Genomic DNA, 27,000 nt, shown 5'->3' on the forward strand with positions numbered 1-27,000 from the left:
CTCTACACCCTGAATCACTTCTTCGAAATGGCTGCTTTTGGCCGCGGTTCCGCCTTTGGAGTGGAGCCGGTCATGGCCAGCCCCCAGCAAAGATCCCAACCCGCCTGAAGCATTTTTCCCTTTTTCCTCCCTTCCACTACAGCCGGAGGACTACAAATAAACGGACGCAGTTTTTCTCATCCTAAATGGCATGAAATGGTACGGAAATCGGGCATACTAGCGGCATTGAGGTGATGCCGATATGGAACAGTATGCAGAATTTTTTACAACCTGGAGGGAAGCGGCAAGTATCCGCAAGAAGATGAACAGCAGCAATATCCCGTACTCCCTTCGGCAATTGCCGGGGAAATCCAATCTTCTCTTTGTGTTTCCAAAGGTAAGCATCAGCCAATACGTCTATTTGCATATCATATTTGGGACCAAAGCGGGGGGAGCAAAACGGTGATAATGGCAGAAAAAAGGGGAAAATCGAGTTATATTTCAAATATTTCGTTAAAAAACAAAAGCTGACACTTTTCGATAGAAGAGTTTCATAGTACAATGCCTGTATGAACGAACTTGGGGAAGTTCGGGATGGCGGCTCAAAACTGTGCAGCAGAGTCGCCTCTTTTTTTTGCCCAAATTCCTTTTCCAAAATCCTAAGGCATAGGTTAAATTAGGTTGCAATACCTAAATGTACTGCTAGAATAAATGGGTCAAAGGATATAGTATTAGGTTATTCACGTGAATACTTCCGTACTACCCTCTCCCAGGTTCGAGAAACCTGGGACTTTTTTTCTTTTGTACTAACAGGAATCCGGGAAACGAGGGGCGAAACTTCCTTGCAGCAGTGCGTCGATCAATTGTTCCTGCGTCAATGAGATGGTGATGCCTGGTTCCGGCAAGTCTGCGAGATACTGCTTTTCTCGAAATACATACCAAAGCGTACCGGAGGGATAGACCGAATAGATCCGTATATTTTCTTGTTTGCGTTCTCCCAGCTTGGCGATTTCCCGCAGAGCGGAAAATAGTTCTCCCCAGACGGGCAGATACGGTTTATGCTTGTATTGGACGAGCGCCTGGATGAGCTGATCTCTTGCAAGGTCTAACCAGGGATCATGCTGTTGCTCGAGGGAAATCATCGCTGATCGAACTCCTTATCAAAAACAATGCTGAGGTCCACTAAATCGTTACAGAATTTGTCGAATTCAAAAATAAGTGTAGAATAGAAGAGGATTGGATGCAAGACGCATTACCTGCATGTCTGCCCTGTCCTTTGTATGAGGAGGAGAAGAAATTGCTGAAAGAGTTTAAAGAATTTGCCCTAAAAGGGAATGTGATCGATCTTGCCGTCGGTGTCGTGATCGGGGCGGCCTTCGGAAAGATTGTATCATCGCTCGTCAATGATTTGATTACGCCAACAATTGGCCTTCTGCTGGGGAAGGTGGACTTTTCCAATCTTTTCATTGCTCTCGGAGATGGCACCTACAAAACGCTTGAGGAAGCGAATAAAGCAGGTGTCGCTACGATCAATTACGGTTTGTTCCTCAATTCCGTGATTGATTTCTTGATTATTGCCTTCGCGATCTTTATCTTCATCAAGCAATTGAATCGGTTCAAGAAAAAGCAGGAAGAAGCCAAGCCGCCTGTTACCACCAAGGAATGTCCGTTCTGCATCACAGAGATTTCGTTGCAGGCGACGCGTTGCCCCAACTGCACCTCTGTGCTGGATGCGAAAGAGAAGGAGCTTGCGTAGAGATTTTACCAAAAAAAGGATAGACCAGGGTTCCGAACTGCGGACCTTGCTCTATCCTTTTTCTTTTACATGTCTTTTGCCTTGTCTTTTCCCGGTAAAACAGCCTGTTCCGCCTTGTTGTAGAAGGCCAGGAGTTTTTGCGTCAGAAGAGCTCCAGGCACAAATTTGTAGGCAAAAATAGCCGAAATCATGCCAAACAGGGCACCTGTCAGCACATCGAACGGATAATGAACCCCAACCCCGATTCGGGAAATCGCCACACAGCATGCGAGAAGCAGCCAGGCAAGCCGAAATTTCTTGCCAAACAGCCAAAAGGTAAAGCAAAAGGTGAAAAAGAGAATGGTGTGGTCGCTGGGAAACGAATTGTTGACCGTCTTCTGGACCAGCTGATGGACGTCGGGCAGCTCGGCAAACGGCTGGCTGTTATAGTGGATCAAGCCGGCGATCTTCGCCAAGATTTCCGCCATAATAAAGGAAAGGCCGCCGCTGATGACCATGACCCGATTGTCGTGACGTCTCGTAAACCAATAGCAAAGAACAGCGAGAGCCAGCAGAAAAACGGTATGCTCGGCTAGCGTGTAAAAAACGGGATCGAGGAAGCTGTATGTTTTTCCAAGATCATTAATGCTGCGAAAAAAAGAGATATTGATCTCCCAAAGATTCATTCTAAATGCCTCCTTGATTTTTCCAGGTAGCGGATAATAATGAAAATACCCTATATAGACCCCCTATTCAAATCGAACAATCTTACGTCTTCCTTACAAAACTGTAAGGAAGCCAAAAATTTTCTTTTTCGTTGGAAATATTGTTTACTACTATCTGATTGACCGGTGTAATTTTATTTCATATAATGAAAACGTAATCATTGAGAAAATCGTAGAATCTTGGTAAAGAATCCCGTACAGGGGGGAGTAGGATGAATCAACCTGCGAGTTTGCTGGACTACCGTAGGAAGAGTGATCATTTGCTCATCGGTCTGATGTCAGGAACATCGCTGGATGGGATTGACGCCGCACTGGTAGAGATTCGCACCAATGCGAGTGGGGAGATCGAGCAGGCATCATTGAGAGAATTTACGTACCTGCCGTATTCCGATGAAGTGCGCGAGTACGTGCTGAATCTGTGCAGTGTCGAGTCGGCACGAATCGATCAGCTGACGACAGCGCATTACGGCTTGTCCGAGTGGTATGCCTGCGTCGTTGAGCAATTGATCAAGAAGGCAGCCATCCAGGCTGTCGATGTAGATGCGATTTGCATGCATGGGCAGACTGTCTGGCATATCGCTGGCCGTACTCCTTTTCCGGGACCGACTGGCCCGACAGAGGTTCGGGCATCACTGCAGATCGGAGATTTGTCCCTTTTGGCTGAGCGTACAGGGATCCCGGTGGTCGGGAATTTTCGCGCCAGAGATCTGGCTGCAGACGGTGAAGGAGCGCCTCTCGTCCCGTATGCAGACTACATTCTTTTCCGCGATCTGCAGAAGGGAAGGCTTTTGCAAAATATTGGCGGAATTGCCAATGTGACCATTCTTCCGGCAGGCGCAGACATCGAAAAAGTCGTCGCTTTCGACACAGGACCAGGCAATATGATTATCGATCAGATTGTTCACCTGGTTACAGACGGAAGAATGCGGTATGACGAAGGGGGCAAATGGGCTGCAACAGGCCAGGTCTGCAAGGAAATGCTTGACCGCTTGCTCCAGGACCCGTACTATCAACTCCAGCCGCCGAAAAGCACCGGGCGGGAAGTGTACGGCAAAGCATTCGCACAGGAGCTCATGGCGCAGGCCAAGCAGCAGGGGATCAGTGACGCAGACTTGATCGCTACGGTGACAGCATTGACGGCGTCGACTATCGCCCAAGCGTATATCCAGCATGTGCTGCCGCATACGAAAGTAGAAGAAGTGATCGTCTCAGGCGGAGGGGCTCACAACCAAACCCTTCTGCGCATGCTTCAGGAGCAATTGCCTGCGGGCATGAAGGTGATGACGACGCAGCAGTTCGGTATGCCGGACGATGCGAAGGAAGCGGTCGCTTTTGCCATTCTGGGCCACGAGACACTAATGGGCCGGCCTTCCAATGTCCCGTCTGTTACGGGAGCAAAAAGAGCCGTGCCGTTAGGAAATATTTGCTTTTAAAAGAAAACGTAGGGGGTAACATCGTGAAGAAACGCGTGTTGGCAGGAATTTTCCTATCTATGTCCCTTGCTCTTTCGGCTTGCTCCGGGGGAGGAACCGCTCCGTCTGAACAGGCGAAGCCGCAAGAACAACAAGGTCAGACGCAAGAACAGCCGCAAGCTTCAGGAAAAACAGAGCTGATCGTGGCTGCCGAGCAGGAGCCGGTTGGCTTCGATCCGCACAAGGTTCCGGCGGCTTCCAGCGTACGCATCTATTCCCTGATTTACGACAGCTTGACCAAGCTGGATGAAAACATGGAGCTCATCCCGAATCTTGCAGAAAAATGGGAAACGTCTGATGATGGCAAAACCATTACCGTCACCTTGCAAAAAGGCGTGAAATTCCACGACGGCAAGGATTTGACCGCGGAAGACGTGAAATTTACGTTTGAGCGCATTTTGAATCCGGACACAGGCTCGATCTCCAAATCGTATTTCTCCAGCCTGGAGTCCATCGAAGTGAAAGACCCGACTACTGTCGTGTTCCACCTGAAAAACCCTGATGCAGCTTTCATGGCAAACACAAGCAGCGCTTCCACCTCGATCGTGCCAGTTGGCTCCGAGGATCTGACCAAGGATACAGCGGGAAGCGGACCGTACATGCTGGAGAAATATGAGCCAGGCCAATACGTACTGCTGAAGAAAAATCCGAACTACTTCCGCAGCGATCTCGCGAAGGTAGAAACGATCAAGTTCCAGATCATGAAAGACGAAGCAGAGCGTCTGGCTGCGATTCGCGCAGGCAAAATCGACGTCTCCATGGTTTCCGCAGATTCGGCGACTCTCTTGCAAGGCAAGCCGGGCGTGGAAGTAAAAGGCTATCAATCGCTGGAATACAGCTACCTGGGCATCAACGTGAAGAAAAAACCGTTTGACGATCCGAAAGTGCGTCAAGCGATCAGCTATGCAGTAGACCGCAACCAAATCGTACAAACAGTCTGGAAAGGCGAAGCTGCTCTGACTGGCCCAATCGCTCCTGCTGTAAAAGGATGGGCGCTGGATACCAACAGCTATGACTCTTACAAGCTCAACGTAGAAAAGGCAAAAGCTTTGCTGGCTGAAGCAGGCTATCCAAATGGCTTCGAGACGCAAATCGATACAGCTGCAACGTACCCGGATATGGTCGAGACCGCGCAAGTTTTGCAGCAACAGTTGAAAGCAATCGGCATCAACGCCAAAATCAACCAGCTTGAGTGGGGCAACTACATCGATGTCTGGAAATCCAAAGACGGCAATCTGATGGTAGGACGCAACACTTCCGGTGTGGACGCTGACCGCTCCATGCGTTTCTTCTTCCATACGGAAGGTTCCGCCAACGTATGGAACTACTCCAATCCTGCTTATGACGAGCTGGTACAAAACGCTCTGATGGCTGTCGACCAGACAGAACGCAAAGCAATGTAAGAGAAAGCTCAAAAAATGCTTGTAGAGGAAGATGTTCCAAACCTGTTCCTGGCATCGCCGAAGAATTTCTACGCTGTACGCGACAACATCGAGTTTTCACCATCTGCAGCGGGAGAGAGCTTCGCGCTGGTCAGAGCCTCAATCAAGTAGCATAATTCATTGTGGCTCCGCCTACTGATTTGGCGGAGCCATGTTTCTAACTGCCTGCCTCCACGCGAGGTTTGAAAAGAGGGAGGGACCTTAGTGGGAGCCTATCTGTTCAAACGACTTGTCAGCTTGATCCCGATCTTGTTTGGAATCTCTGTATTGGTTTTTACCATCCTGCATCTGGTGCCGGGTGACCCTGCCTCGATCATGCTCGGGACCAACGCGACAGAAGAGTCGATCGCGGCTTTGCGCAAAAGCATGGGACTGGATGAACCGCTTGTCACGCAATACCTGACCTGGGTGGGGGGACTCCTGCAGGGGGACTTCGGCGTATCAGTCCACTCCGGCGAGGAAATTTTGCCGCAGATCATCAAACGCTTTGGCATTACGCTGCAATTGACTGTTTTTGCTGTCGTGATCGGGTGGCTGGTCGCCATTCCTTTTGGGATTATTTCCGCGATTCGCGCACATTCCAAGACAGATATCGCAGTACGTGTCGCGACCCTGCTGGGAATTTCCGTACCGAACTTTGCGATCGGTACACTCTTGCTGCTGGTGACGTCCTTGTATTTCAACTGGTTTCCGCCGATTGACGTGGTCAGCTTTTGGGAGAATCCGCTCGAGGCATTCAAGGTGTTCGTCCTGCCGGCTACGACGATGGGGATTGTGGTCGCTGCCGGGGTCATGCGGATGACCCGTTCAGCTTTTTTGGAAACCATGGACAAGGATTTCATTCGTACGGCAAGAGCCAAAGGGAACAGCAAATGGACCGTCGTCATGGGTCATGCTTTCCGCAATTCATCCATTCCGATCGTGACGATCGCCGGCATGCAGATTGGGTATCTGCTCGGAGGGTCCGTCATCGTCGAGCAGCTTTTTTCGATTCCTGGCCTGGGCCAGTACGTACTTGAAGCGATTTACCAGCGTGATTATCCGGTCGTGCAGGGAGGCGTGCTCTTTGTCGCCCTGGTCTTTGTTCTGGTCAATCTGCTCATCGACCTGATCTACACCTGGATTGATCCACGAATCAAGTACTGACACGGGGGGATAAGACATGAGCACTTTTCGTAAACGATTTTGGGCCAATAAAACGGCCGTTATCTGTTCCATATTGCTCGCCTTGCTTTGTGTAATTGCGGCTCTTGCCCCGGTACTGGCTCCCCATGATCCGACCGAGATGTTTCAGAACAACCGGATGGAAGGCAGCTCGGATACCTTTTTGCTGGGGACGGATCAGTTCGGGCGCGATTTGTTGAGCCGGGTCATCTACGGCGCACGGGTTTCCCTGGTTGTCGGGATCTCCGCCGTCATGGTCAGCGTTATTTTCGGGACCATTTTTGGCTTGATTGCCGGGTACTTCGGCCGTTGGATTGACGGCTTCATTATGCGCGTCATGGATGTCCTGTTCGCGTTTCCCGAGATCTTGCTCGCGCTGGCGATTGTAGCCGCGCTGGGGCCCGGGACGTTCAATACGATTATGGCGATCGGAATCGTAAACATTCCGATTTTTACGAGAACGGTGAGGGGGGCGGTCCTCTCGATCAAAAACCTCGAATTCGTGGAGAGCGCCCGCGCCATCGGAGCCAGCACGCCGCGTATTCTGTTTAAAGAGATTTTCCCCAACGTGACGGCACCGCTGTTGGTGCAGTCTTCTCTGGCCATCTCGGGTGCGATTTTGACGGAATCTGCGCTCAGCTTTCTCGGACTGGGGATTCAACCGCCTGATCCGTCGTGGGGCGGCATGATTTCGGAAGCGCGCCGCTATATGGAACTGGCTCCCGGCATGATTATTTGGCCATGCGTTGCCATGACGGTAACCATTTTGTCCTGCAATATGTTCGGAGATGCTGTTCGCGATATTCTGGATCCGCGTCATCGCGGCAAATAAGCAGGAGGGAAGCGAATGGACGAGTTGGCGATCGTCGAGCAAATCGAAAAGAGCCTGGATCTAGGCATCAGCCAAGGAATTTTCCCCGGTGGAGCGGTATGGCTGCATCGTGAAAACAAGCCGGCGATTACGGTTTGCCGGGGCAAGGCAGGGAGCGGCGAGCAGGAACCTGTGGTGACGGAGCGTACTCTGTACGATCTGGCTTCCTTGACCAAGGTCGTGGTGACTCTGCCGCTGATCCTGATGAGTGTGCAGCAAGGCAAGCTGTCTTTGACGGACAGCGTCGTGACGCATCTGCCGCAGCTGGGAGAAGGACAAGGAAGGGCGGAGAAGGAAAAAATCAAGATCATCCACCTCTTGACCCATTCTTCCGGTCTGCCCGCATGGAGACCCTTTTTCCTAAAAGGCTCCGGAAAGCAGGAATACCTGCGCATGATCGCGGAAGAGCAGATGATCTACAAGCCTGGCGAACAGGTCGTGTACAGCGATCTTGGGTTTATGCTGCTGGGCTTCATTCTGGAAGAGGTCTGGCAGACGGAGCTGAGCGCTTTGGCCAAGCAATGGATCTTCGAGCCGAGCGGGATGACGCATACCGGTTATCGGCCGCAGTCGCATTCCGCCTTGCGCGATTGTGTCATCGCTCCTGCGGAAGAAGGCACTCCATTCGAATGGAATATGGCCGAGCAGTATATTTGGCAGCTGGAAGCTGCAGAGAACCCGCGGGCAGCAGGCTGGCGAGCGGCATGCGAAGGGTTTGCCTGGAGGCAGGACGTCATTCGCGGCGATGTGCATGATTGCAATGCCTACCATGGACTTGAAGGCGTGAGCGGCCATGCCGGCTTGTTTTCCACCCTGACAGATGTGGCGCGCTACATGCGCATCTGGACAGCGGAGGATGCACCTGTGCGCATCGACCCCCTTCTGCTTTCGTTCGCAGCCCGGGCCCAGACAGGGTCAGCCGTCCCGCGAAGAGCGGTAGGCTGGGAGGCGTCGGCGACAGGCGGGACACTGGATCAGATCGCGCACGGCTGTACAGGTGGAGACCTTTTATCGGAAAAGGCCTTCGGACACACCGGCTTTACGGGAACCTCCATCTGGTCTGACCCGGTGCGAGGGGCTACCCTTATTACCTTGACCAACCGCGTTCACCCGATTGTGCATACAGCGATGAACGCCTGGCGTCGCGCGCATCACAACCAGATTTTCAGCCGTATCAAGCCTGTCGGCACATCCTGAGCAAAGGGGGAGCACCCATGACAGCCATGCTACAAATCAGTGATTTACGCACTTCTTTTCTGCAAGCAAAAGAAAAGCTTACCGTCATCGAGGGGGTAAGCCTGACTGTAGAGCCGGGCGAGACTGTCGGCGTCGTAGGCGAATCGGGCTGCGGGAAAAGCGTCACCAGCCTGTCTGTGATGCAGCTATTGGGACGAAATGTACAGCTGGAGGGGAGCATCCGCTTTCAGGGGAAAGAACTCCTCTCCTTGACAGATAAACAGATGGAAGCCATTCGCGGCAATCAGATCGCGATGATTTTTCAGGAGCCGATGACCTCGCTCAATCCGCTCCATACGATCGGCAAGCAAATCGGAGAACCTCTCCGCCGCCACCTGGGAATGAACCGGCAGCAAGCCAAGGAACGGACGATCCAGCTTCTCAAAGAGGTCGGCATCCCGCGTGCGGAGGAGATCATCAACGACTACCCGCATCAATTATCCGGCGGCATGAGGCAGCGCGTCATGATTGCAATGGCGATGGCCTGCACGCCCAAGCTGCTGATCGCCGACGAACCGACGACCGCTCTGGACGTAACGATCCAGGCGCAAATCCTGGAATTGATGAAAAAGGTGCGGGATGAGCATGGCACCTCCATTCTGCTGATCACCCATGACCTGGGTGTCGTTGCCGAGATGTGCCATCGCGTCATCGTCATGTACGCCGGACAGATCGTCGAAGAGGCAGACGTCAAACAGCTTTTCGACGAGCCCAAACATCCCTATACGCGCGGACTTTTGGGTTCGATGCCAAGTCTGGACACCAATCAGGAGAGATTGGATGCGATACCGGGAGCTGTTCCGCTGCTGCAGGAAATGCCTGCGGGATGCCGTTTTGCACCGCGCTGCCCGGAGGCGATGGAGATCTGCCGGAACAAAAATCCGGAGCTGTTGACCATCTCGGATACGCAAAAATGCCGCTGCTGGCTGTACGGTGAGGAGGATGCGCAATGACCCAACCACTGCTGGAAGTGAAGGCATTGACCAAGCATTTTACGAGCAAGCAAGGGTTTTTCAGCAAAGAAAAAGTAGTTCGGGCAGTCGACGGGGTCAACCTGACTGTCTATCCGGGAGAAACCGTCAGTATTGTCGGCGAATCCGGCTGCGGCAAATCGACAACCGGCCGCTGCATCCTCCGCCTGATCGAGCCAACGGACGGTGAGATCTGGTTCGAGGGGGAAAATATCCGCAATCTGAATGAGACCGAGCTGCGCAGGGCACGCCGCAATATGCAGCTGGTTTTTCAAGACCCGTTCGCCTCGCTGAATCCCCGCAAGACGATCGGTCAGATCCTGGAGGACCCGTTGATCGTCCACGGGATCGGTTCGGCAGCCGAACGGCGCAAGCAAGTGGAGGAAATGATCGGAATCGTCGGTTTGTCCAAGCAGCAGTTGAACCGGTTTCCGCACGAATTTTCCGGTGGACAGCGGCAGCGGATCGGAATCGCCCGTGCGCTGATCCTGCGCCCCAAGCTGATTATCGCGGATGAGCCTGTCTCCGCCCTGGACGTATCCATCCAGGCGCAAATTCTGAATCTCATGCAGGATCTGCAAAAAGAGTTCAAGCTGACCTATCTGTTCATTTCCCACGATTTGAGCGTGGTACGCCATATATCGGACCGGGTGGCCGTCATGTACCTGGGGAAAGTGGTGGAGGTGGCGGACAAGAAATCCTTGTATGAAAAACCGACCCATCCCTACACGCAGGCGCTGCTCTCCGCAGTTCCCGTGCCCGATCCGAATCAGACAACCCAGCGCATTATTTTGGAGGGAGACATGCCGAGTCCGGCGAATCCGCCTGCGGGCTGCACGTTTCACCCGCGCTGCCGTCATTGCATGGAGATCTGCAAAACAACAGTTCCTCCGCTCAAAGAACAAACAGCCGGCCACTGGGTCTCTTGCCATCTGGAGTAACGAGAGCTTGCCGCGAGTATGAGAACAGAGGAGGGTGGAGTGAAGATGATGGAGAACTTGCAAGGTTTGATGACTGAGGAAAAAAATAGTAATACGGCGGATCTGGATCGTTTAAGCTCCAGAGAGATCGTACAACGGATGAACGACGAGGATAAAAAGGTTCCCTACGCCGTGGAAAATGTGCTGGATGAAGTCGCCAAAGCGGTAGACATCATCGTAGCTTCTCTAGAAAATGAGGGGCGTCTCTTTTACTTCGGCGCAGGAACGAGCGGCCGGCTGGGCATTCTGGATGCCTCCGAGTGTCCGCCGACCTTTGGGACCCCTCCGGAGCTGGTGCAGGGTGTGATCGCAGGGGGACAGAAAGCCATGGTCCGCGCTGTAGAAGGTGCGGAGGATTCCGCAGAGCTGGGACGAGATGATGTGCGCATTCACGGGGTTACGGAGCGGGATGTCGTCGTGGGCATCGCCGCCAGCGGCCGGACGCCGTACGTACTGGGTGCGCTCAAGGAAGCCCAGGCGATTGGAGCCAAGACGATTGCCGTCTCCTGCAATGAAACAGCGGTCATCAACGAAGGTGTCGACGTCGCGATAGGAGTGGTGGTCGGCCCGGAAGTATTGACGGGATCCACACGCCTGAAAGCAGGAACCGCGCAGAAGCTGGTGCTGAACATGCTGACTACCGCTAGCATGATTCGCTTGGGAAAAGTGTACGGCAACCTGATGGTCAACGTACAGGCGACCAACCAGAAGCTGCGGGAGCGGGTAAAAAGAATCATCATGGAAGTGACCGGAGTCAGCTACATGGAGGCGGAAAAGCTCTCCACGCTTGCAGACGGAGATGCCAAAACAGCGATTTTGATGCGATTGACCGGGACGAGCAGGGAAGAAGCCATGCGTCTGTTGAAACTAACCAAGGGAAGAATCCGGGAAGCGATCCAGCAGTACAGTTAGAAAAAGGAGAGGAGGATTCCCATGTTGTCAGATGCGATAAAAGCCGAGCTTCGCGCGATCGTCGGCGAGAAGAACTGCCTGGACCGGCAGGAGGCGCTGGTCGCCTATTCGTATGATGCGACGCCGATGCAGCAGGCTTTGCCTGACGCTGTGGTGATGCCCGCAAGCACAGCGGAGGTGCAAAAGGTCGTGCAGGTGGCAGCCCGCCATCAGATTCCGATCGTGACGCGCGGAGCCGGCTCCAACCTGTGCGGAGGGACTGTCCCAGTCGGCGGGGGAATCGTCATGAGCCTGCATCGGATGAACAAAATCGTCGAAATCGACGAGCAAAACCTGACCATTACCGTACAGCCGGGTGTTCGCACCGTGGATATTCATCAGGCGGTCGAAGCAAAAGGTTTGTTTTATCCGCCTGACCCGGGAAGCATGGTCATCTCCACGATCGGCGGCAACATCGCGCTCAACTCTGGAGGGCTGCGCGGCTTGAAATACGGGACGACAAAGGATTATGTACTCGGTCTGGAAGCTGTCTTGCCCAATGGAGAAGTGATTCGCACCGGAGGCAAGCTGATGAAGGACGTCGCGGGATACGATCTGACCAAGCTTTTGGTCGGGAGCGAAGGGACATTGGCAATCATCACGGAAGCGATTCTCAAGCTGATTCCCAAGCCGACTACCCAGCGCGTCATGTTGGCGATGTTCGCAGACATGGAGCAGGCCGCCCGCTCTGTGTCTGACATCATCGCCAACCGGATCATTCCCGGGACGCTCGAGTTTTTGGATCAGGGAACGATTCGCGTCGTGGAGGATTTCAAGCAGATCGGTCTGCCGACGGATGTAGCCGCGATTCTTTTGATTGGGCAGGATGGCGAAGCGGAAATCGTGGATCGGGACATGGAGCGGATTGCTGCGATCTGCCAAAAAAATCAAGCGGTTCAGATCAAAGTGGCAACGACAGACGAAGAAGCAGACGAAGTCATGACCGCGAGAAGAAGCGCCTTGGCAGCCCTGTCGCGGATGCGCCCGACGACGATTCTGGAGGATGCGACAGTGCCGCGTGCCCAGATTGCGCCGATGGTCGCAGCCATTCAGAAAATTACAGATCGTTTTGGTCTCAACATCTGCACGTTTGGACATGCGGGGGATGGCAATCTGCATCCGACCTGCATGACGGATGCACGCAATCATGAAGAGATCGAGCGGGTGGAGCAGGCGTTTGAAGAGATTTTCGCTGCCGCGATCGACTTGGGCGGCACCATCACGGGAGAACACGGTGTGGGCATCGTCAAGGCGCCGTACCTGGAATGGAAGGTAGGTGCTGCCGGGATGGAAGTGATGAAGGGCATCAAGCGCGCCTTTGATCCGCATAATCTGCTTAATCCCGGCAAGATGTTCGCCAAGGAATCCCGGAACAGAGTGGTGGTCAACCGTGCTTAAAGAAGCCTTGCAGAAAAATCTCGACTATGAAGAACTGGCGAACTGTATGCGTTGCGGCTTCTGTCAGCCCGCTTGCCCGACTTTTCGCGAGACTGGCTACGAGGCGGCTTCCCCACGCGGTCGGATCGCCTTGATGAAAGCCGTGGCAGACGGCGTCATGGAGCCGGATCAGGATTTTGTCGACCAGATGAATCTCTGTCTGGGCTGCCGCGCCTGCGAGCCTGTCTGTCCGGCAGGCGTCCCCTACGGACAATTGATCGAACAGACCCGGGAAGCAATCGAACAGGTGCAGGAGCACCCCTGGTATGTTCGCCTGGTGCGCAAGACGGCGTTCACCCATCTGTTTCCGCATCAGTCGCGGCTCAACCGATTGGGGGGACTGCTTGGCTTATACCAGCGTTCCGGGCTGCAGACCGCTGTGCGCAAGCTGGGGATTTTGAACATCCTGCCGAAACAAATGCGAGAGATGGAAGCCATCATGCCGGATGCTTCAGCGAGGAGTTTGACGCAGCGACTGGGAGCGACCGTCATCCCGGCTGTTGGAGAGCGCAAGCGGCGTGTAGGTATGTTTCACGGCTGCATCATGGATGTCCTGTTTCAGGAGACCAACGTAAATACGGTCCGCCTGTTGGCAGAAGCGGGCTGCGAAGTGGTCATAGCCCCAGGTCAGGTGTGCTGCGGCGCCCTCCATGCCCACAGCGGGGAGCGTGAAGCAGCGAAAAGCCTGGCCCGCAAAAACATCGCGGCCTTCCAGGAGGCCGAGGTGGATCTCATCATCTCCAATGCCGGAGGATGCGGAGCCTTGCTGCAGGAATACGACCACCTCCTCCACGACGATCCGGAGTGGCAGGAGCAAGCCAAATGGTTCGCGTCACGGGTCAAGGACGTAAGCGAGGTCTTGGCGATGTCCGCAGAGCCCCAAGCTTGGGATTCCCTGCCGCAGCGCGTCACCTACCAAAGCTCCTGTCATCTGCGCAATGGCATGAAGGTGACAAAAGAGCCTGTGAACCTTTTGCAATCCATTCCGGGCGCAACTTATGTGCCGTTGAAAGAAGGCGACCGCTGCTGCGGCTCGGCCGGCATCTACAATCTGGTGCAGCCGGAGATGGCAGGCAGCCTGCTGGATGAAAAAATGGGTCATGTGGCAGCGACCCAGGCTGATATTCTCGTTACCTCCAATCCCGGCTGTCTTTTGCAGATGAAAGCAGGCATCAAGCGAGCAGGACTGGAGGAGCGGATGGAAGCCGTTCATCTGGTCGACCTGCTGGCCCGAGTGCAGAAAATGAAAGCGAACTAAATACAGCCCTGATCGAATTCCCGTTCATTGCCGGAATCAGATCGGGGCTGTTTTTTGTGGTCGTGCTCAGTGGAATCAGATATTTTGCTTGGTCTCGTGATAGACGTCAAGCGCAGCCTGGACTGCTCTCCCCAAGTGGATCTTGGCTCCATGGCGCTGCAGTACGGCTTCCAATGCTCCCAGCAGATGCAGGATGTTTTTCTTGCGGCAGCTGTAGCCCATCGTGCCGATCCGCCAAATTTTCCCCTTGAGCGGACCGAAGGAGCTGGCGATCTCGATGTGAAAATCATCGAGCAGCATGGCTCGGACCGATTCACCGTCCACTTCATCGGGAATCGCAATGCAGGTTACGACGGGAAGTTTGCAGGCTGGATTTCCGTAGAGCGTCAACCCCATGGCGTCAAGCCCGCGTACCAGGGCCTTTTCATGCAGCCGATGACGGGCGAATCGCTCCTCAAGCCCTTCCTCCAGTACAATCCGCACTCCTTCGTACAGAGCGTACAGCATGGTTGTCGCTTCCGTGTGATGATTGAGCCGCGTCGGACTCCAGTAATCCATCAGTTGGCTCAGATCAAAGTAGTTGCTGCGGATCATCCGCTCTTGTCCGAGCAAAGCAGCTTGCGGCTCTGCCAATCCCCGCTCGATCTTTTTTCGTTGGCGCAAGACCGCCTCTACCCGTTCATTGAAGGTAATCGGTGCCATCCCCGAGGGGATCGACAAGCATTTTTGCGTCCCGCCGATGCACGCGTCGATTTTCCAGTCGTCCACCTTGACTTGCGTCCCTCCGATGGTAGCGACCGCATCGACGACGAACAGAACATCCAGCATGCAGCAGGCTTCCCCGATCTCCCGCAAGGGCTGTATCCGTCCTGTCGAGGTTTCTCCATGAACCATAGCTACGATCTTCGGCCGGATGCGCTGGATCTCTGCAATCACCCGCTCCGGCTCAAAAACCTCCCCCCAATCCGTCTCCATCATTGCCACCTGCGCACCGTAGCGCTCCGCAATTTCCACCAGCAGATGTCCGAAGCGCCCATAGATTGGGACCAACACCAGATCGCCAGGTTCAATCAGACTGCACAAAACCGCTTCGATGCCCGCCCGCGAGGTTCCATCGATGGGGAAGCACCACTCGTTCTCCGTCTGAAATAGCTGCCTCAGCATCTGCATCGTTTGATTCATGATGTGAGTAAATTCTGGGTCGAATTGACCCAGTATCGGAGTGCTCATCGCACGCAAAACTCTTGGATCAGCCTCGACTGGACCCGGTGTCAGGATTGTCCGCAGGGAAGGAGAGAGCTCTTTGAACATACGTACCGCCTCCTCGATCGATTATCCTTGCCAGAAACGTTGTAAAAGACTTACACATTGCGGACCAAAGTCCTTTAAAAACGATAAAAATTTCAGTATATTTTTAATTTATATAAATAAGTTTAATATAGTTTAAAAATTCAAAAACAACGGTTTTGTTACAAATTCGTGATATATTAGAGACCTCCCTAATTCGTCACTAGTGTCAGCGGCCTACTTGCAGATTTACATCATGGATAGTGAGGTGTCAGGATGAAACGATTTGGTTTAGCGATTCAAATTGTCGTTGGTCTCATTCTGGGTATTCTCGTGGGTGCTATTTTCTATGGCAACCCGGCCGTGTCTACCTACTTGCAGCCGATCGGCGATATTTTTCTTCGCCTGATTAAAATGATTGTCGTTCCTATCGTTATTTCCACTTTGATCGTGGGAGTAGCCGGTGTAGGGGATGTAAAAAAGCTGGGGAAAATTGGCGGTAAAACCATTCTCTATTTTGAAATCGTTACCACGATTGCAATTGTGATTGGTTTGCTCGCAGCCAATGTGTTCCAGCCTGGTGTAGGCGTAGACATGTCAAGCCTGCAAAAAACAGATATCCATACTTACGTGGAGACAGCGGAGACAACCCAAAGCCACGGATTTGTGGAGACATTCGTCAACATCGTTCCGAAAAACGTGTTTGATGCTATTGTACGCGGCGACATGCTGGCGATCATTTTCTTCTCCGTTCTGTTTGGATTGGGGATTGCCGCGGTAGGAGAGAGAGGCAAACCGGTGCTTTCTTTCTTCCAGGGTGTGGCGGATGCCATGTTCTGGGTCGTGAATACGATCATGAAATTCGCTCCATTCGGGGTATTCGCGCTTATTGGCGTAACTGTTTCCAAATTTGGTTTGAGTTCCCTGGTTCCATTGGGCAAACTGGTTCTCCTAGTTCATTTCGCGATGATCTTCTTTATTCTGGTGGTTTTGGGCATCATCGCCCGGATCAGCGGGATTCGCATCACGCAGATCATTCGCATTTTGAAGGACGAGCTGCTGCTTGCCTACTCGACGTCCAGCTCTGAAACCGTTTTGCCAAAAATCATGGAAAAAATGGAGAAGCTGGGATGTCCGAAGGCGATTGCCTCGTTCGTTATCCCGACTGGGTACTCGTTCAATCTGGATGGTTCCACGCTGTATCAAGCACTGGCCGCATTGTTCATCGCCCAAATGTACGGGATTCACATGCCGATCAGCGCTCAGATCACGTTGATGCTCGTCTTGATGGTGACATCCAAAGGGATTGCCGGTGTACCGGGCGTATCGTTCGTCGTTCTTCTGGCTACACTCGGTTCGGTCGGTATTCCACTCGAAGGACTTGCCTTTATCGCGGGTGTTGACCGTCTGATGGACATGGCACGCACCGTGGTAAACGTAGTCGGAAACTCTCTGGCTGCCGTTGTCATCTCCCGCTGGGAAGGACAGTTCGACACAGCCAAGGCCAAGAAGTATATCAGTGAAGTTTCAGGGAAAGCCGCTTAACACTATGTTGATTATAGAAGAAGAAAAGGCGTGTTTGGGCCATGAAAAGCTCAAACGCGCCTTTTTTGTCGTTCATTCATTTCTTCGGATCATAATAAATCCCCAGCTCCTGCCAGGACTCCTCCATCTCATTCAGCAAATTCGTCGCCACATCCGCATCCTTAAGCGACATCGAGCGCAGGATGGCGGTCAGCAAAGAAATAGGCGCAACGAAGGAATCCATGTGCGACGCGATGCCTGTGGGGGTAAACAACACCTCATCGGCGTATTGGCAGAGAGGGGAGGAGGGGTAGTCGGTGATGACGACGATCCGGGCTCCTCTTTTTTTCCCTGCCGCCAGACAATCTACGATAAAGCGCGTGTAGCGGGCAAAGCCGATTCCCACGAGGACATCTCCGGGAGCGAGCCGCAGGATGCGGTCTACCGTGCGCGGCTCGCCACTGAAGAGATACGTTTCTTTGTTCAACAAATTCAGGTAAAAATCGAAAAACATTCCGAGCGACAAGGAGCCGCGAGAACTGGCAATGCCGATGCGGTTGGCTGTCGTCAGCAGCTGTACGACCCGCTCCAGGACGTTCAGATCGATTCGCTCCATCATCAGCGCCAGATTGTTCATATCTTCCTCAAAATGCTGCAGGACCGTTTGCTGCTCGGCCTTCGTCGCATTTCTCGTAAGCTGGAAGCGTTCCCCGGTCGTCAGCCGAGAGCGAACCAGCTCCTGCAGCTCGCGGGAAAGAGCGGGAAAGCCGGAATAGCCAATAAATGTGGCGAATCGAGTGACCGTAGATTCGCTGACGGCAGCTTCTCTTGCCATTTCTGCTACATTATAAAAGGCCGCAGACTCTGGATCGCGCAGGATGAGATCCGCAATCGCCTGCTGCGACGGACTCATCTGGGGATAGAGCTGGGAGATTTTCAAGAGTACGGTAGGGCCTTGACTCAAATGGGATCACCTCGTATACAGTCCAACAAATGCTGGGTTAAGTATACGATAGGATGCACATGGAGACAATCATCAGCCCAACCCTTATGCCAATGGATCTTGCTTCAGCGCGGCCATGCTTTTTTCAAAAGCGTCGAGAGTTGCCTTGATTTCCTCAGGTCCGTGCGCAGCCGACAGCGAGAAGCGATTCAAAGGCTTGGAGTAGACCCCGTTTTCCATCAGCAAATAATCCAGCGCCAGCCGAAGCTGGTTGCGGTTGGCCCCGAGATCACGGTAGTGGTGAACATCTTCCTGCGTCGTCAACACGTTGAAGATTGTGCCTGTTCCGAGCGTCTGCAGCGGAAGGCCGTACTCCTTCGCCAATTCGTCAATGCCTGTGCGCAGCTCGAGGGTACGCTGGACGATTTGATCAAAGTTGCCGGGCTGTTTCAGATAGCGAATCGTCGCCAAGCCTGTTGCGATGGACAGCGGATTGCCGTTGAAGGTGCCGCTGTGGAAGACGACCTCGCTCTTTTTATGGGAACGCAGAGGAGATGCCAGCTCCATGATCGAGCGCTTTCCCCCTACGATGCCGATCGGGAATCCGCCGCCGACCACTTTTCCCAGCGCGGTCAAGTCAGGTTCTACATCGTAATAGGTTTGCGCGCCGCCTACCTCGATGCGGAAGCCGGTTTTCACTTCATCAAAAATCAGGATGATTCCCAATTGTGTGGTCAAGTCGCGCAGGTTTTTCATGAACTGCGGCTCTGCAGCGATATAGCCGGAAAGCATCGGTTCCATGATGACCGCGGCGATTTGAGCTGCTTTTTCGGTGAGTATGCGCTCGCACGCATCCCAGTCGTTGAACGGCAGGATGACGCTGTGCTCACGGTAGTAGTCCGGGGTTCCGAGGGATTCCGGTACAGGCAGTGGGGCCGCAGCTTCACCTGCTGCTCCCAACTCCGGATTCACGCTTTGCAGGACGTGATCGTGGGCCCCGTGATAGTGGCCTTCAAATTTTGCCACATGTGTCTTGCCGGTGGCCGCCAGTGCCAGACGCAGGGCGAACAAAGTAGCTTCCAGTCCGGAGTTGGTGAAGCGGATTTGGTCGAAGCTGGGGAACAAGGCGACCAGTTCTTCCGCCATTTCCAGTTCCAGCGGATGAGTGGCCCCGAAGCTGCTCGTCCCTTGCTCGTCCCACACTCGCTGAACGGCTGACAGTATCTCAGGATGATTGTGACCGAGCATCAATGCCCCATAGGAGAGAAGATAGTCCACGTAGGCGTGACCATCTACATCGTGTAAAGTCGCGCCTTTTGCTTTTTCAAAAATGATCGGAAACGGCGCAAAATAGCGAAGATTGCCATTCACGCCTCCAGACATGGTTTGTTTGGCTTTTTCAAAGAAAGCAGAGGATTTGGGACGGTTCGATTGAAAGGCTGTCTGCAGCGATGAAATTTTCATTTCATTACCTCCTTGTTTGTGAAATTATTATTGCATGAATGCATTTCTTTTGCAATAATCACTTCAAGGGCGTGAATTTTTTGAACAGGAGGAATGTTATGAAGACGAGATTTGCCTTTTATATTTTAGCTGCTACCATATTGGGCGCCATATTTGGTCACTTCTTTCCCGAGATCGGAAAAGATATCAAGATTTTGGGCGACGCTTTTATCCGTTTGCTCAAAATGATCGTGATTCCCGTCATTGTCACGACGCTGCTGGTAGGGATCGCGGGGATCGGCGACATCAAACGGATGGGCCGGATCGGAGTCAAAACGGTGATCTGGTTTGAGTTCATCACGACGCTAATCCTCTTCATTGGCCTTGCCATCGCCAACCTGGTACAGCCGGGAAAGGGACTTGACCTGAGCAATCTACCACAGGCTGATATCTCCAACATTTCTGCCAATACCTCCAAAGTGCTGGACGGAAGCACCTTGCTGCTCAACATCATCCCCACGAATATCATTGATGTCATGGCAAAAAATGATCTTCTCGCCGTCATCTTCTTTTGTATTATGTTTGGGATTGCCCTAGTGAAGCTAGGGAACGAAGCAAAACCGTTTGTCTCGATCATTGAAATTGCCTCAAAGGCTTCCTTTCAATTGGTAAACATGGTCATGCTGGCGGCGCCCATCGGCGTATTTGCGCTCATGTCTGCGACGATTGGCACGTATGGAATCGGATTGATTATTCCTCTCTTGAAACTGATTGGAACCGCTTACTTGGGACTGGCTGTCGTCGTGTTCGGGTTGTTTACCGTGATCGCGTTCCTGCTGCGAGTACCGCTGAGAGAAATCTACAAAATGGTGTGGGACCTGATGATCGTAGGGGCATCGACCGGAAGTACGGAAACAGTCGTCCCGCAGCTCATGCAGCGCCTCGAAAAGTACGGGGTCCCGAAGTATATCACTTCGTTTGTCATCCCTGCTGGAATGCCCTTGAATTCCGACGGAACGACGCTTTACCTGACGATTGCAGGACCTTTTATTGCCCAGGCATTCGGCATTGACATGACCTGGTCGCAACAACTCATGATGGTCTTGTTCTTTATCGTGACCAGCAAAGGAGTCGCCGCTGTACCGTCATCATCGATGGTAATCCTGCTGGCGACGATCACGGCAGTCGGTCTGCCGCCGGAAGGGGTCGCCTTGATCATCGGGATCGACCGCATCATCGATATGGCTCGTACAGCAGTCAATGTGTTTGGACATGTCTTCTCGTGCATCGCTGTGGCCAAGTGGGAAGGCGTCTTCCGCAAAGAGCCTCACCCGGTTGAAGAGCAGGTTGCCGGCTAGGAACTCAAAAGCAAGAGCCTGGAGAATGTGTCCAGGCTCTTTTGCTGATTTGGAAAGGAAAGCAGGAAAGCTTTTACCCAATCTCGAAGGGAGGGGGGAGTAAAAACGGACAGATTCGGAGGATGGAAAATGAGCGAAAAAACATACAAAGTCGGGATCATCGGTGCGGGAGTGATGGGGGATCGGATGATTCAAGCCATTGCGAACCACTCGCGCTGCCAGGTGGCGGCTATCAGCGACGTCTCGGAGGAGCGGGCCAAGGAAGCGGCGAAGCAGGCGGGAGATGCCGCTTGGTACACCGACTATCAGGAGATGCTGGATGACATGCACATCGATCTGGTCTATCTGGCTGTGCCGCCCAAGCACCATCATCCGATCGCTTTGGAGGTATTGAAGCGCAAGAAGCATCTGCTGTGCGAAAAGCCGTTGGCCAACTCGCTGGCAGAGGCCCAGGAAATGCTAGAAGCTGCAGAAGCGGCGGGGGTCGTCCATGCGATGCACTTCCCGATGTACTACCAAACCGTATTGCCGCAAATGATTGCCCGTCTGCCCGAGCTGGGCACGATTCGCCGCATCGATATTCTCACCCACTTTCACCAATGGCCGCGCCCCTGGCAGCAGGCTGCCTGGTTGGCGGGACGGGAGCAGGGCGGATTCATCCGAGAGGTGCTGCCCCATTTCGTCCATCTTACTTATGCGCTGTTTGGAGATTTGCAGGTGATCCGCTCCGATGTGGATTACCCAGCTGATCCCGAAGCGTGTGAGATCGGGGTAGCAGCTTATCTGCAAGGTCCCGACGGAACTCCGGTCACCATTAATGGCTTGGCAGGAATCGCCCATCAGGAACACCTGGACTACCGCATTTACGGGACCAAGGGGACGCTTAGTCTTGTAAACTGGACGAACCTCCATTTCGGAAAAGAGGGAGAAGTGCCCCAGCCCGTCACCGTCCCTCTCAACGAGCGCCTAATCCAGCTTCTGGACGAAATAGTGAAGAAAATGAACGGGGAAGAGGCGAGACTCGTGACCTTCGATACGGGTGTAAAAGTGCAGAAGGTGCTGGAGGATTTGCTTGGTAAGGCTTAATGCAAAAAATGAGAGTGCGCTCAGCACTCTCATTCCTATATATTCATTCATTGTTGATAGCTATTAGCTACGAGGGAGAATCAGGTTTCCGGTCGCAGCCCATTGCGTAGTCCCACCCAGCGGAGCGACGATTGGCGGGAAAAAGAATCGCAACCCTGCGCTACTTCGTAGCGTCGGCTGCTTTTGCGATTCCCCGCCAAGCGTTGCGGAGCGGACAGTCAAAACGTCCTTGCGGACGAAGAACGGGGCAAAGACGGGAAACCTGATTCTCCCCACTACAGCCGCAATACTTGACCCACCCAGCTACTGCAACAGCTTGCTCTGCATCAAAAAATCGATAAACGTCCGCATTATCCCATGAAACGGCGTATCCTTCAAATAGATCAGCTCAAAATTGCGGTTGATTTGCGGCAGGTTCAGCACCCCTACCTCGTGCAGCTCGCCGCTTGCCAAATCCTTTTGAATGGAAAAGCGGGGGACGAAGGCAATTCCGAGTTTTTGCTTGACCATGCGCTTCACAACCTCGATATTGTCTACCTCCATGACCACCCGGTTTTTTAGCTGGTAGTGCGTAAAGGCGCTGTCGATCAGCTTCCAGTCCAGCGACCCCCGGTTGAACAGGATCAATCGTTCGCGAGCCACGTCTTCAATCGTTACTTGCTGACGCGAGGAAAATTCATGTTCCGGGTAGATAGCCAGCACCATTTGATCCGACATCAATTGAATCTGGTTGATCTGCGGGTGAGTCACCGCTCTGGCAATGCCAAACGAGACCTCGTGATTGAGCACCATGTCCAGCACCTGATGCGAGTGTCCGGTCAAGATCGTCAGCTTGACTTTGGGATATTGCTTTTGAAACTGCTCCACGAGATCTGGCAGGATGTAGAAGGCCGCGACGAACACCGTCGCAATCGTCAACTCGCCCTCGATGTCCCCGTACGAGCGTTGGATCGCCTGTTGCCCCTCCTGCAGAGAGTGGAGGATGCTTTTGGCGTAGGGAAGGAAGATCTCGCCCTCCTTGGTCAGGCAGATCATATGGCCAGATCGTTGAAACAGCTTGCAGTCCAGGGAGCTTTCCAGCGCTTTGATCCGCATGCTTACGGTTGGCTGGGAGAGATACAAGAGCTCCGCTGTCTTGCTGAAGCTTCCTGTCAACGAGACGAAAATAAACGCTTCGATTTGCTCCATGTTCATAGGCTGTGCGCTCCGTTATGTGAATTTTTAATGATGGATATGGTAATCTTTTATTTGCTTTCTATATAAAAATACATTACCTTACAACTTAATAAGTAGCAATGTATCTAAAAATTCTGATCAAGAGGATGGCGAATCTATGCATATTATCGACCTTCATTGTGACGCCCTGTTAAAGCTTTGGTACTCGGACGGAAAGTTGTCCTATGAAAATGGGGAAGAGCTGGATACAAACAAGCAGCGTTTGCAGCAGGGGGGCGTGAAGGTACAGGCGTACGCGATCTACACCCCGGATAAAATGAAGTCAGAGCAACGCTTCCAGTGTGCATTGGATCAGATTGATTACTTTTATAACGAAGTCCTGGCAAAAAATCCAGAGATGAAGCAGATCAAAGAATGGAGCGATTTTGACCGTTTGCAGGATGGAGAAATCGGGGCCTTTCTGACGCTCGAGGGAGTAGAGCCGATCGGCAATGATCTCGGCAAGCTGCGACTTCTCCATCAATTAGGCGTACGTTCTGTCGGTCTGACCTGGAACCATGCCAATTTGGCAGCAGATGGTGCGGATGAGACAAGAAACGGCGGATTGACGTTGTTTGGCAAGGAGATTGTGAAATTTCATAATGAGCACAAAATCCTGACAGATGTTTCCCATCTGTGCGAGGGCAGCTTCTGGGATGTAATCGAGCTGGCAAAATACCCTGTCGCGAGCCATTCCAATGCAAGAGCTCTGTGCGATCACCAGCGAAATCTGCGTGATGATCAGGCGCAAGCGCTCTTTGCCAAGGGCGGCATGCTACATATCACTTATGTGACGATGTTTATCAAAAAAGAGGAAGGCGAGGTCACGATCCCTGACCTGATCAAGCATATCGACCATTTCTGCGCCCTGGGCGGCGAGAAACACATCGGACTCGGCTCTGATTTCGACGGGATCAATACCAAGATCGTAGGATTGGAGCACGCAGGGGATTCGCAGAATCTGATCAACGAGCTGCTGAAGCAGTACTCCGAAGACCAGGTGCGCGGATTCGCAGGAGAGAACTTCTTGCGCAATCGCCCGGTGTAAAGGAACTACGATTCCACAGTGAAAGGAAAGGAAGCAGCTTTTATGGTGAAGGAGAACAGACAAAAGATTCGTACGCACGGTTTGATCGTAGGCAAATTGCCGACTGGTGAAAAAAATGACATCACGGATGTGGCGGGTGTGCGTGTGGGGCATGTAACACTGGACCATCCTCTTGACGTGGGGGAAGGTGAATACGCTTGCACAGGCGTGACTGCAATCCTCCCGCATGGCGGCAGCCTGTTCCGCGAAAAAGTAACCGCAGCAAGCTATGTCCTGAATGGCTTCGGCAAAACGACCGGGCTCGTGCAGGTAAACGAGCTGGGTGTGCTGGAATCGCCGATCATGCTGACGAATACGTTCTCTGTTCCGGCAGTCACGCAGGGGACCCTGCAATACATGCTGGACGGACATGAAGAGATAGGAGATACGACCGGGACAATCAATATTGTGGTGGGAGAGTGCAATGACAGCCATCTGAACTCTATCCGCCACTGCGCCGTTACTCCGCAGGATGCCATCGAGGCAATCCGCTGCGCTTCTGAGGGGCCTGTCGAAGAAGGCGCTGTCGGTGCGGGCAAGGGCATGGTCGCGTTTGGCTACAAAGGAGGGATCGGCTCCTCCTCCCGGATCGTGAGGGTTGATGATGCGTGCAGCTATACAGTAGGGGTTCTGGTGTTAAGCAACTTCGGACGAAAGGAAGATCTGCGTATCGAGCTGTTGAAGTCAGGGAGCCCTGTCCTTCAGGAGCCTGCTGACGGCTCTATCATCATCGTTCTGGCGACAGATGCCCCTGTAAGCGACCGGCAATTGCTGCGTCTCGCCAAACGGACGGGGATTGGTCTGGGGCGGACAGGAAGCCACTTCGGCCACGGGAGCGGAGATATTGTGATTGCCTTTTCGACCGCACACAAGATCCCGCACCAGGCGACAGGATGGACGGAGACGCGCACGCAGCTTCGCGAGGATCACCCGCTGATGAACGAGCTGTTTGCAGCAAGTGCCGAAGCGACGGAAGAGGCGATCTACAACTCTCTCTCCCAAGCGGTGACCACTACGGGAAGAAAAGGCAATACGATTCATGCCCTGAGCTTTTCATCAACCAATTGACATCGCATAGAAAGCAGAGTACAGCAAAAGCCCCATCCAGATTGGATCGGGCATTTTTCATTGTCTTACAGATGTGAGCCGCCAGTGGCGTCAAGCAGTTGTGCAGTAACCCAGCGGCCATCCTCTGAGGCGAGAAAGGCGACTGCGTCCGCAATGTCGGCAGGAGTCCCGACTCTCCCGAGAGCAGACATCTCGCTGGCATGCTGCTGTCCCTCCTCGGTGTGCAGCCAAGAAGCGTTTACATCCGTATCGACAATGCCAGGCAATACAGCATTGACAGTGATACCGCGCGGTCCAAGAAGCTTAGCCAGATGAAGCGTGAATGTGTTGATTGCGCCTTTTGTCATATTGTATGCCATGATATGGGGATAGGCAATTCGCGTGACACCGGAGGAAAGGTTGATGATGCGTCCTCCGTTTCGCAATAAAGGCAATGATTTTTGGACGAGGAAAAAAGGGGCCTTTACGTTTACAGCAAACACCCTATCGAACTCTTCCTCGGTGGTCTTCTCCAAATCGTTGGAAGTCCCGATTCCTGCATTATTTACTAAAATATCGAACTGTCTTTGTCCTGTCCGATTGCAAAGCTCGCTTTCGAGGGACGCAATCAATTGCTCAACTCCCGAAGTGGTGTCCAGATTCGCTTCGATGGGGAAGGCTTGACCTCCTGCTTGGGTAATGGTTTCCACAACATCCAGAGCTGCTTCTCGATTTTTGCCATAGTGAACGGCCACCAATGCACCTTCTTTTGCCAGACGCAGGGCAATGCCTCTTCCGATTCCGCGGCTTCCTCCCGTTACCAACGCAATCTTTCCTTCCAATCTTGTCATCTCCATACACTCCTTTGACGATTTTCTGAGTTCATCCTATACCCTCCAGTCAAGGGGAGAGTCAAGACTGTTCACAAAAAAATCCCCTGATGATGGAAATGTCAGGGGAGATTCGTTGACTCAGCTTGTATGGGGATGAGCAGTTCTGCCATTTGCTGTCGGCCATACATATTTTTGTCGGGGGTCATGATAATCTCGCGGATTGCTTCCAGCGGAGACTGCAAGTAACCATTTGAGACCACCCATGCCTGCACGTGCGAGATCTTCGGACAGAATAAAGCGTAAGGATCGCACGCATGAATCAGGCTTGCCGCACTCTGTATTGCCGGCAGCCAAACGGCCCTTACCTTACCGGTTTCCGGGATGGAGCTAGACACCGGAATGGCTACCTCTACATCTACAAGGCCATCTTCCGGGTTTCTCCGATGCCAAAGTACAGTGAGCGGGCGGTTTTCATTTTCGCCATGCTTGCGAACATGCTGTTTGATTTCATCTAGCAGCAAGCACAGGCTGGACATCGGAATCTGGTCGCGCAAGGATGCGACCAAAACGGACGGTTCACTGCGAATCGTAATTTGCGAGACTTCATCCAATGATTTGATATCGCTCAATTGATTGATTCGCTCGTTAATTTCATCGAGCTGACGTTGTGCTTCATGGATGGCATTTTTCAATTCCGAGTGTTTGGTGAAGAGGGCCGTCTTCACTCCCGGGGATGAGGTGTCCTCATTCAGGAAAGTTCTGATTTGTTCAAGAGTGAAACCTTCTTCCTTAAAATAGGCAATTCTTTTGATGGTCAAAAGCTGATCGGCCGAATAATAGCGATAACCGCTCCTCTCGTCTACACGAGCGGGTTTCAAGAGCCCCAGTTCATCGTAATAGCGCAAGGTTTTTACGGACACGCCGCTCCGTTTGGCAAAATCCCCGATCTTGAGCAT

General features: G+C 52.9%; 26 protein-coding genes. 18 read left to right on the forward strand and 8 right to left on the reverse strand.

What is annotated here, in order from left to right:
• Positions 1-241 precede the first annotated feature (241 nt).
• Positions 242-445 carry a hypothetical protein gene (locus EDM58_RS00075; RefSeq protein WP_122911509.1) on the forward strand — a complete coding sequence of 68 codons (204 nt, stop codon included), beginning with the start codon at positions 242-244 and terminating at the stop codon, positions 443-445.
• A gap of 340 nt (positions 446-785) precedes the next feature.
• Here the strand turns inward: EDM58_RS00075 and EDM58_RS00080 are convergent, their stop codons facing one another.
• Positions 786-1,121: a hypothetical protein gene (locus EDM58_RS00080; RefSeq protein ID WP_122911510.1), complete on the reverse strand. Its 336-nt coding sequence runs from the start codon at positions 1,119-1,121 to the stop codon at positions 786-788.
• 155 nt (positions 1,122-1,276) lie between these two features.
• Between EDM58_RS00080 and mscL the strand changes: the two genes are divergently transcribed.
• Positions 1,277-1,735: a large conductance mechanosensitive channel protein MscL gene (gene mscL / locus EDM58_RS00085; protein WP_122911952.1), complete on the forward strand. Its 459-nt coding sequence runs from the start codon at positions 1,277-1,279 to the stop codon at positions 1,733-1,735.
• A gap of 65 nt (positions 1,736-1,800) precedes the next feature.
• Here the strand turns inward: mscL and EDM58_RS00090 are convergent, their stop codons facing one another.
• The gene (locus tag EDM58_RS00090) at positions 1,801-2,400 is read right to left on the reverse strand and encodes an undecaprenyl-diphosphatase (protein ID WP_122911511.1); all 600 of its coding nucleotides are present in this window, start codon (positions 2,398-2,400) and stop codon (positions 1,801-1,803) included.
• A 251-nt stretch (positions 2,401-2,651) separates the two neighbouring features.
• Between EDM58_RS00090 and EDM58_RS00095 the strand changes: the two genes are divergently transcribed.
• The 11 genes from EDM58_RS00095 (at position 2,652) to EDM58_RS00140 (ending at position 14,221) form a co-directional block, all read left to right on the forward strand.
• On the forward strand, positions 2,652-3,872 hold the full coding sequence (locus EDM58_RS00095) for an anhydro-N-acetylmuramic acid kinase (RefSeq protein WP_122911512.1): 1,221 nt from the start codon (positions 2,652-2,654) through the stop codon (positions 3,870-3,872).
• Positions 3,873-3,895: 23 nt separating this feature from the next.
• Positions 3,896-5,314, forward strand: a complete 1,419-nt coding sequence (locus EDM58_RS00100; RefSeq protein WP_246000451.1) for an ABC transporter substrate-binding protein — start codon at positions 3,896-3,898, stop codon at positions 5,312-5,314.
• 15 nt (positions 5,315-5,329) lie between these two features.
• Positions 5,330-5,464 (forward strand): hypothetical protein, encoded by a 135-nt coding sequence (locus EDM58_RS26350; protein WP_281275072.1) that lies wholly within the window; start codon positions 5,330-5,332, stop codon positions 5,462-5,464.
• A 93-nt stretch (positions 5,465-5,557) separates the two neighbouring features.
• Entirely contained in the window at positions 5,558-6,499 is a 942-nt protein-coding gene (locus EDM58_RS00105) for an ABC transporter permease (protein ID WP_122911513.1), read from the forward strand.
• A gap of 16 nt (positions 6,500-6,515) precedes the next feature.
• Positions 6,516-7,349 carry an ABC transporter permease gene (locus tag EDM58_RS00110; protein WP_122911514.1) on the forward strand — a complete coding sequence of 278 codons (834 nt, stop codon included), beginning with the start codon at positions 6,516-6,518 and terminating at the stop codon, positions 7,347-7,349.
• Between the two features lie 15 nt (positions 7,350-7,364).
• The gene (locus tag EDM58_RS00115; RefSeq protein WP_122911515.1) at positions 7,365-8,585 is read left to right on the forward strand and encodes a serine hydrolase domain-containing protein; all 1,221 of its coding nucleotides are present in this window, start codon (positions 7,365-7,367) and stop codon (positions 8,583-8,585) included.
• Between the two features lie 17 nt (positions 8,586-8,602).
• Positions 8,603-9,577 carry an ABC transporter ATP-binding protein gene (locus EDM58_RS00120; RefSeq protein ID WP_122911516.1) on the forward strand — a complete coding sequence of 325 codons (975 nt, stop codon included), beginning with the start codon at positions 8,603-8,605 and terminating at the stop codon, positions 9,575-9,577.
• Entirely contained in the window at positions 9,574-10,536 is a 963-nt protein-coding gene (locus EDM58_RS00125; protein ID WP_122911517.1) for an ABC transporter ATP-binding protein, read from the forward strand. Before EDM58_RS00120 ends, EDM58_RS00125 begins: the two co-directional genes overlap by 4 nt.
• Before the next feature lie 45 nt (positions 10,537-10,581).
• Positions 10,582-11,487, forward strand: a complete 906-nt coding sequence (gene murQ, locus EDM58_RS00130; RefSeq protein WP_122911518.1) for an N-acetylmuramic acid 6-phosphate etherase — start codon at positions 10,582-10,584, stop codon at positions 11,485-11,487.
• Positions 11,488-11,508: 21 nt separating this feature from the next.
• Complete coding sequence (locus tag EDM58_RS00135; protein ID WP_122911519.1) at positions 11,509-12,924, forward strand: FAD-binding oxidoreductase; 1,416 nt, start codon at positions 11,509-11,511, stop codon at positions 12,922-12,924.
• Complete coding sequence (locus EDM58_RS00140) at positions 12,917-14,221, forward strand: (Fe-S)-binding protein (RefSeq protein ID WP_122911520.1); 1,305 nt, start codon at positions 12,917-12,919, stop codon at positions 14,219-14,221. Before EDM58_RS00135 ends, EDM58_RS00140 begins: the two co-directional genes overlap by 8 nt.
• A 75-nt stretch (positions 14,222-14,296) precedes the next feature.
• Here EDM58_RS00140 and EDM58_RS00145 read toward each other — a convergent pair whose 3' ends face one another.
• Positions 14,297-15,532, reverse strand: a complete 1,236-nt coding sequence (locus EDM58_RS00145; protein WP_122911521.1) for a pyridoxal-phosphate-dependent aminotransferase family protein — start codon at positions 15,530-15,532, stop codon at positions 14,297-14,299.
• 252 nt (positions 15,533-15,784) lie between these two features.
• On the opposite strand from EDM58_RS00145, the gene EDM58_RS00150 reads away from it, so the two are divergent.
• Entirely contained in the window at positions 15,785-17,053 is a 1,269-nt protein-coding gene (locus EDM58_RS00150; protein WP_122911522.1) for a cation:dicarboxylate symporter family transporter, read from the forward strand.
• A 76-nt stretch (positions 17,054-17,129) separates the two neighbouring features.
• On the opposite strand, the gene EDM58_RS00155 is transcribed toward EDM58_RS00150, so the two are convergent.
• Together EDM58_RS00155 and EDM58_RS00160 are read right to left on the reverse strand one after the other, a co-directional pair.
• Positions 17,130-17,996, reverse strand: coding sequence for a MurR/RpiR family transcriptional regulator (locus tag EDM58_RS00155; RefSeq protein WP_122911523.1), 867 nt, complete (start codon positions 17,994-17,996; stop codon positions 17,130-17,132).
• Between the two features lie 84 nt (positions 17,997-18,080).
• A complete protein-coding gene (locus EDM58_RS00160) occupies positions 18,081-19,439 on the reverse strand; it encodes an aspartate aminotransferase family protein (protein ID WP_122911524.1) in 1,359 nt (452 codons plus the stop codon).
• Positions 19,440-19,537: 98 nt separating this feature from the next.
• On the opposite strand from EDM58_RS00160, the gene EDM58_RS00165 reads away from it, so the two are divergent.
• Complete coding sequence (locus tag EDM58_RS00165; RefSeq protein WP_031305452.1) at positions 19,538-20,776, forward strand: dicarboxylate/amino acid:cation symporter; 1,239 nt, start codon at positions 19,538-19,540, stop codon at positions 20,774-20,776.
• A gap of 129 nt (positions 20,777-20,905) precedes the next feature.
• Positions 20,906-21,862 (forward strand): Gfo/Idh/MocA family protein, encoded by a 957-nt coding sequence (locus EDM58_RS00170; protein WP_122911525.1) that lies wholly within the window; start codon positions 20,906-20,908, stop codon positions 21,860-21,862.
• Positions 21,863-22,165: 303 nt separating this feature from the next.
• On the opposite strand, the gene EDM58_RS00175 is transcribed toward EDM58_RS00170, so the two are convergent.
• The gene (locus tag EDM58_RS00175) at positions 22,166-23,056 is read right to left on the reverse strand and encodes a LysR family transcriptional regulator (protein ID WP_122911526.1); all 891 of its coding nucleotides are present in this window, start codon (positions 23,054-23,056) and stop codon (positions 22,166-22,168) included.
• 139 nt (positions 23,057-23,195) lie between these two features.
• Between EDM58_RS00175 and EDM58_RS00180 the strand changes: the two genes are divergently transcribed.
• Both EDM58_RS00180 and EDM58_RS00185 read left to right on the forward strand, forming a co-directional pair.
• Positions 23,196-24,125 (forward strand): dipeptidase, encoded by a 930-nt coding sequence (locus EDM58_RS00180; RefSeq protein ID WP_122911527.1) that lies wholly within the window; start codon positions 23,196-23,198, stop codon positions 24,123-24,125.
• 42 nt (positions 24,126-24,167) lie between these two features.
• Positions 24,168-25,232 carry a DmpA family aminopeptidase gene (locus EDM58_RS00185; protein ID WP_122911528.1) on the forward strand — a complete coding sequence of 355 codons (1,065 nt, stop codon included), beginning with the start codon at positions 24,168-24,170 and terminating at the stop codon, positions 25,230-25,232.
• 65 nt (positions 25,233-25,297) lie between these two features.
• On the opposite strand, the gene EDM58_RS00190 is transcribed toward EDM58_RS00185, so the two are convergent.
• Positions 25,298-26,062 carry an SDR family oxidoreductase gene (locus EDM58_RS00190; protein WP_122911529.1) on the reverse strand — a complete coding sequence of 255 codons (765 nt, stop codon included), beginning with the start codon at positions 26,060-26,062 and terminating at the stop codon, positions 25,298-25,300.
• A gap of 101 nt (positions 26,063-26,163) precedes the next feature.
• Positions 26,164-27,000, reverse strand: a complete 837-nt coding sequence (locus EDM58_RS00195) for a MerR family transcriptional regulator (protein WP_122911530.1) — start codon at positions 26,998-27,000, stop codon at positions 26,164-26,166.

Source organism: Brevibacillus panacihumi (assembly GCF_003710985.1).
In the GTDB taxonomy this organism is placed as follows: Bacteria; Bacillota; Bacilli; order Brevibacillales; family Brevibacillaceae; genus Brevibacillus; species Brevibacillus panacihumi.

Excerpts from the sequence above, each read along its gene's own strand:
- EDM58_RS00180 (WP_122911527.1), top strand. The coding sequence starts at position 23,196 with ATGCATATTATCGACCTTCATTGTGACGCCCTGTTAAAGCTTTGGTAC.
- EDM58_RS26350 (WP_281275072.1), top strand. The coding sequence starts at position 5,330 with ATGCTTGTAGAGGAAGATGTTCCAAACCTGTTCCTGGCATCGCCGAAG.
- EDM58_RS00080 (WP_122911510.1), bottom strand. The coding sequence starts at position 1,121 with ATGATTTCCCTCGAGCAACAGCATGATCCCTGGTTAGACCTTGCAAGA.
- EDM58_RS00150 (WP_122911522.1), top strand. The coding sequence starts at position 15,785 with ATGAAACGATTTGGTTTAGCGATTCAAATTGTCGTTGGTCTCATTCTG.
- murQ (WP_122911518.1), top strand. The coding sequence starts at position 10,582 with ATGATGGAGAACTTGCAAGGTTTGATGACTGAGGAAAAAAATAGTAAT.
- EDM58_RS00115 (WP_122911515.1), top strand. The coding sequence starts at position 7,365 with ATGGACGAGTTGGCGATCGTCGAGCAAATCGAAAAGAGCCTGGATCTA.
- EDM58_RS00120 (WP_122911516.1), top strand. The coding sequence starts at position 8,603 with ATGACAGCCATGCTACAAATCAGTGATTTACGCACTTCTTTTCTGCAA.
- EDM58_RS00165 (WP_031305452.1), top strand. The coding sequence starts at position 19,538 with ATGAAGACGAGATTTGCCTTTTATATTTTAGCTGCTACCATATTGGGC.
- EDM58_RS00090 (WP_122911511.1), bottom strand. The coding sequence starts at position 2,400 with ATGAATCTTTGGGAGATCAATATCTCTTTTTTTCGCAGCATTAATGAT.
- EDM58_RS00170 (WP_122911525.1), top strand. The coding sequence starts at position 20,906 with ATGAGCGAAAAAACATACAAAGTCGGGATCATCGGTGCGGGAGTGATG.
- EDM58_RS00135 (WP_122911519.1), top strand. The coding sequence starts at position 11,509 with ATGTTGTCAGATGCGATAAAAGCCGAGCTTCGCGCGATCGTCGGCGAG.
- EDM58_RS00190 (WP_122911529.1), bottom strand. The coding sequence starts at position 26,062 with ATGACAAGATTGGAAGGAAAGATTGCGTTGGTAACGGGAGGAAGCCGC.
- EDM58_RS00175 (WP_122911526.1), bottom strand. The coding sequence starts at position 23,056 with ATGAACATGGAGCAAATCGAAGCGTTTATTTTCGTCTCGTTGACAGGA.
- EDM58_RS00195 (WP_122911530.1), bottom strand. The coding sequence starts at position 27,000 with ATGCTCAAGATCGGGGATTTTGCCAAACGGAGCGGCGTGTCCGTAAAA.
- EDM58_RS00145 (WP_122911521.1), bottom strand. The coding sequence starts at position 15,532 with ATGTTCAAAGAGCTCTCTCCTTCCCTGCGGACAATCCTGACACCGGGT.
- EDM58_RS00110 (WP_122911514.1), top strand. The coding sequence starts at position 6,516 with ATGAGCACTTTTCGTAAACGATTTTGGGCCAATAAAACGGCCGTTATC.
- EDM58_RS00185 (WP_122911528.1), top strand. The coding sequence starts at position 24,168 with ATGGTGAAGGAGAACAGACAAAAGATTCGTACGCACGGTTTGATCGTA.
- EDM58_RS00075 (WP_122911509.1), top strand. The coding sequence starts at position 242 with ATGGAACAGTATGCAGAATTTTTTACAACCTGGAGGGAAGCGGCAAGT.
- EDM58_RS00160 (WP_122911524.1), bottom strand. The coding sequence starts at position 19,439 with ATGAAAATTTCATCGCTGCAGACAGCCTTTCAATCGAACCGTCCCAAA.
- EDM58_RS00125 (WP_122911517.1), top strand. The coding sequence starts at position 9,574 with ATGACCCAACCACTGCTGGAAGTGAAGGCATTGACCAAGCATTTTACG.
- EDM58_RS00095 (WP_122911512.1), top strand. The coding sequence starts at position 2,652 with ATGAATCAACCTGCGAGTTTGCTGGACTACCGTAGGAAGAGTGATCAT.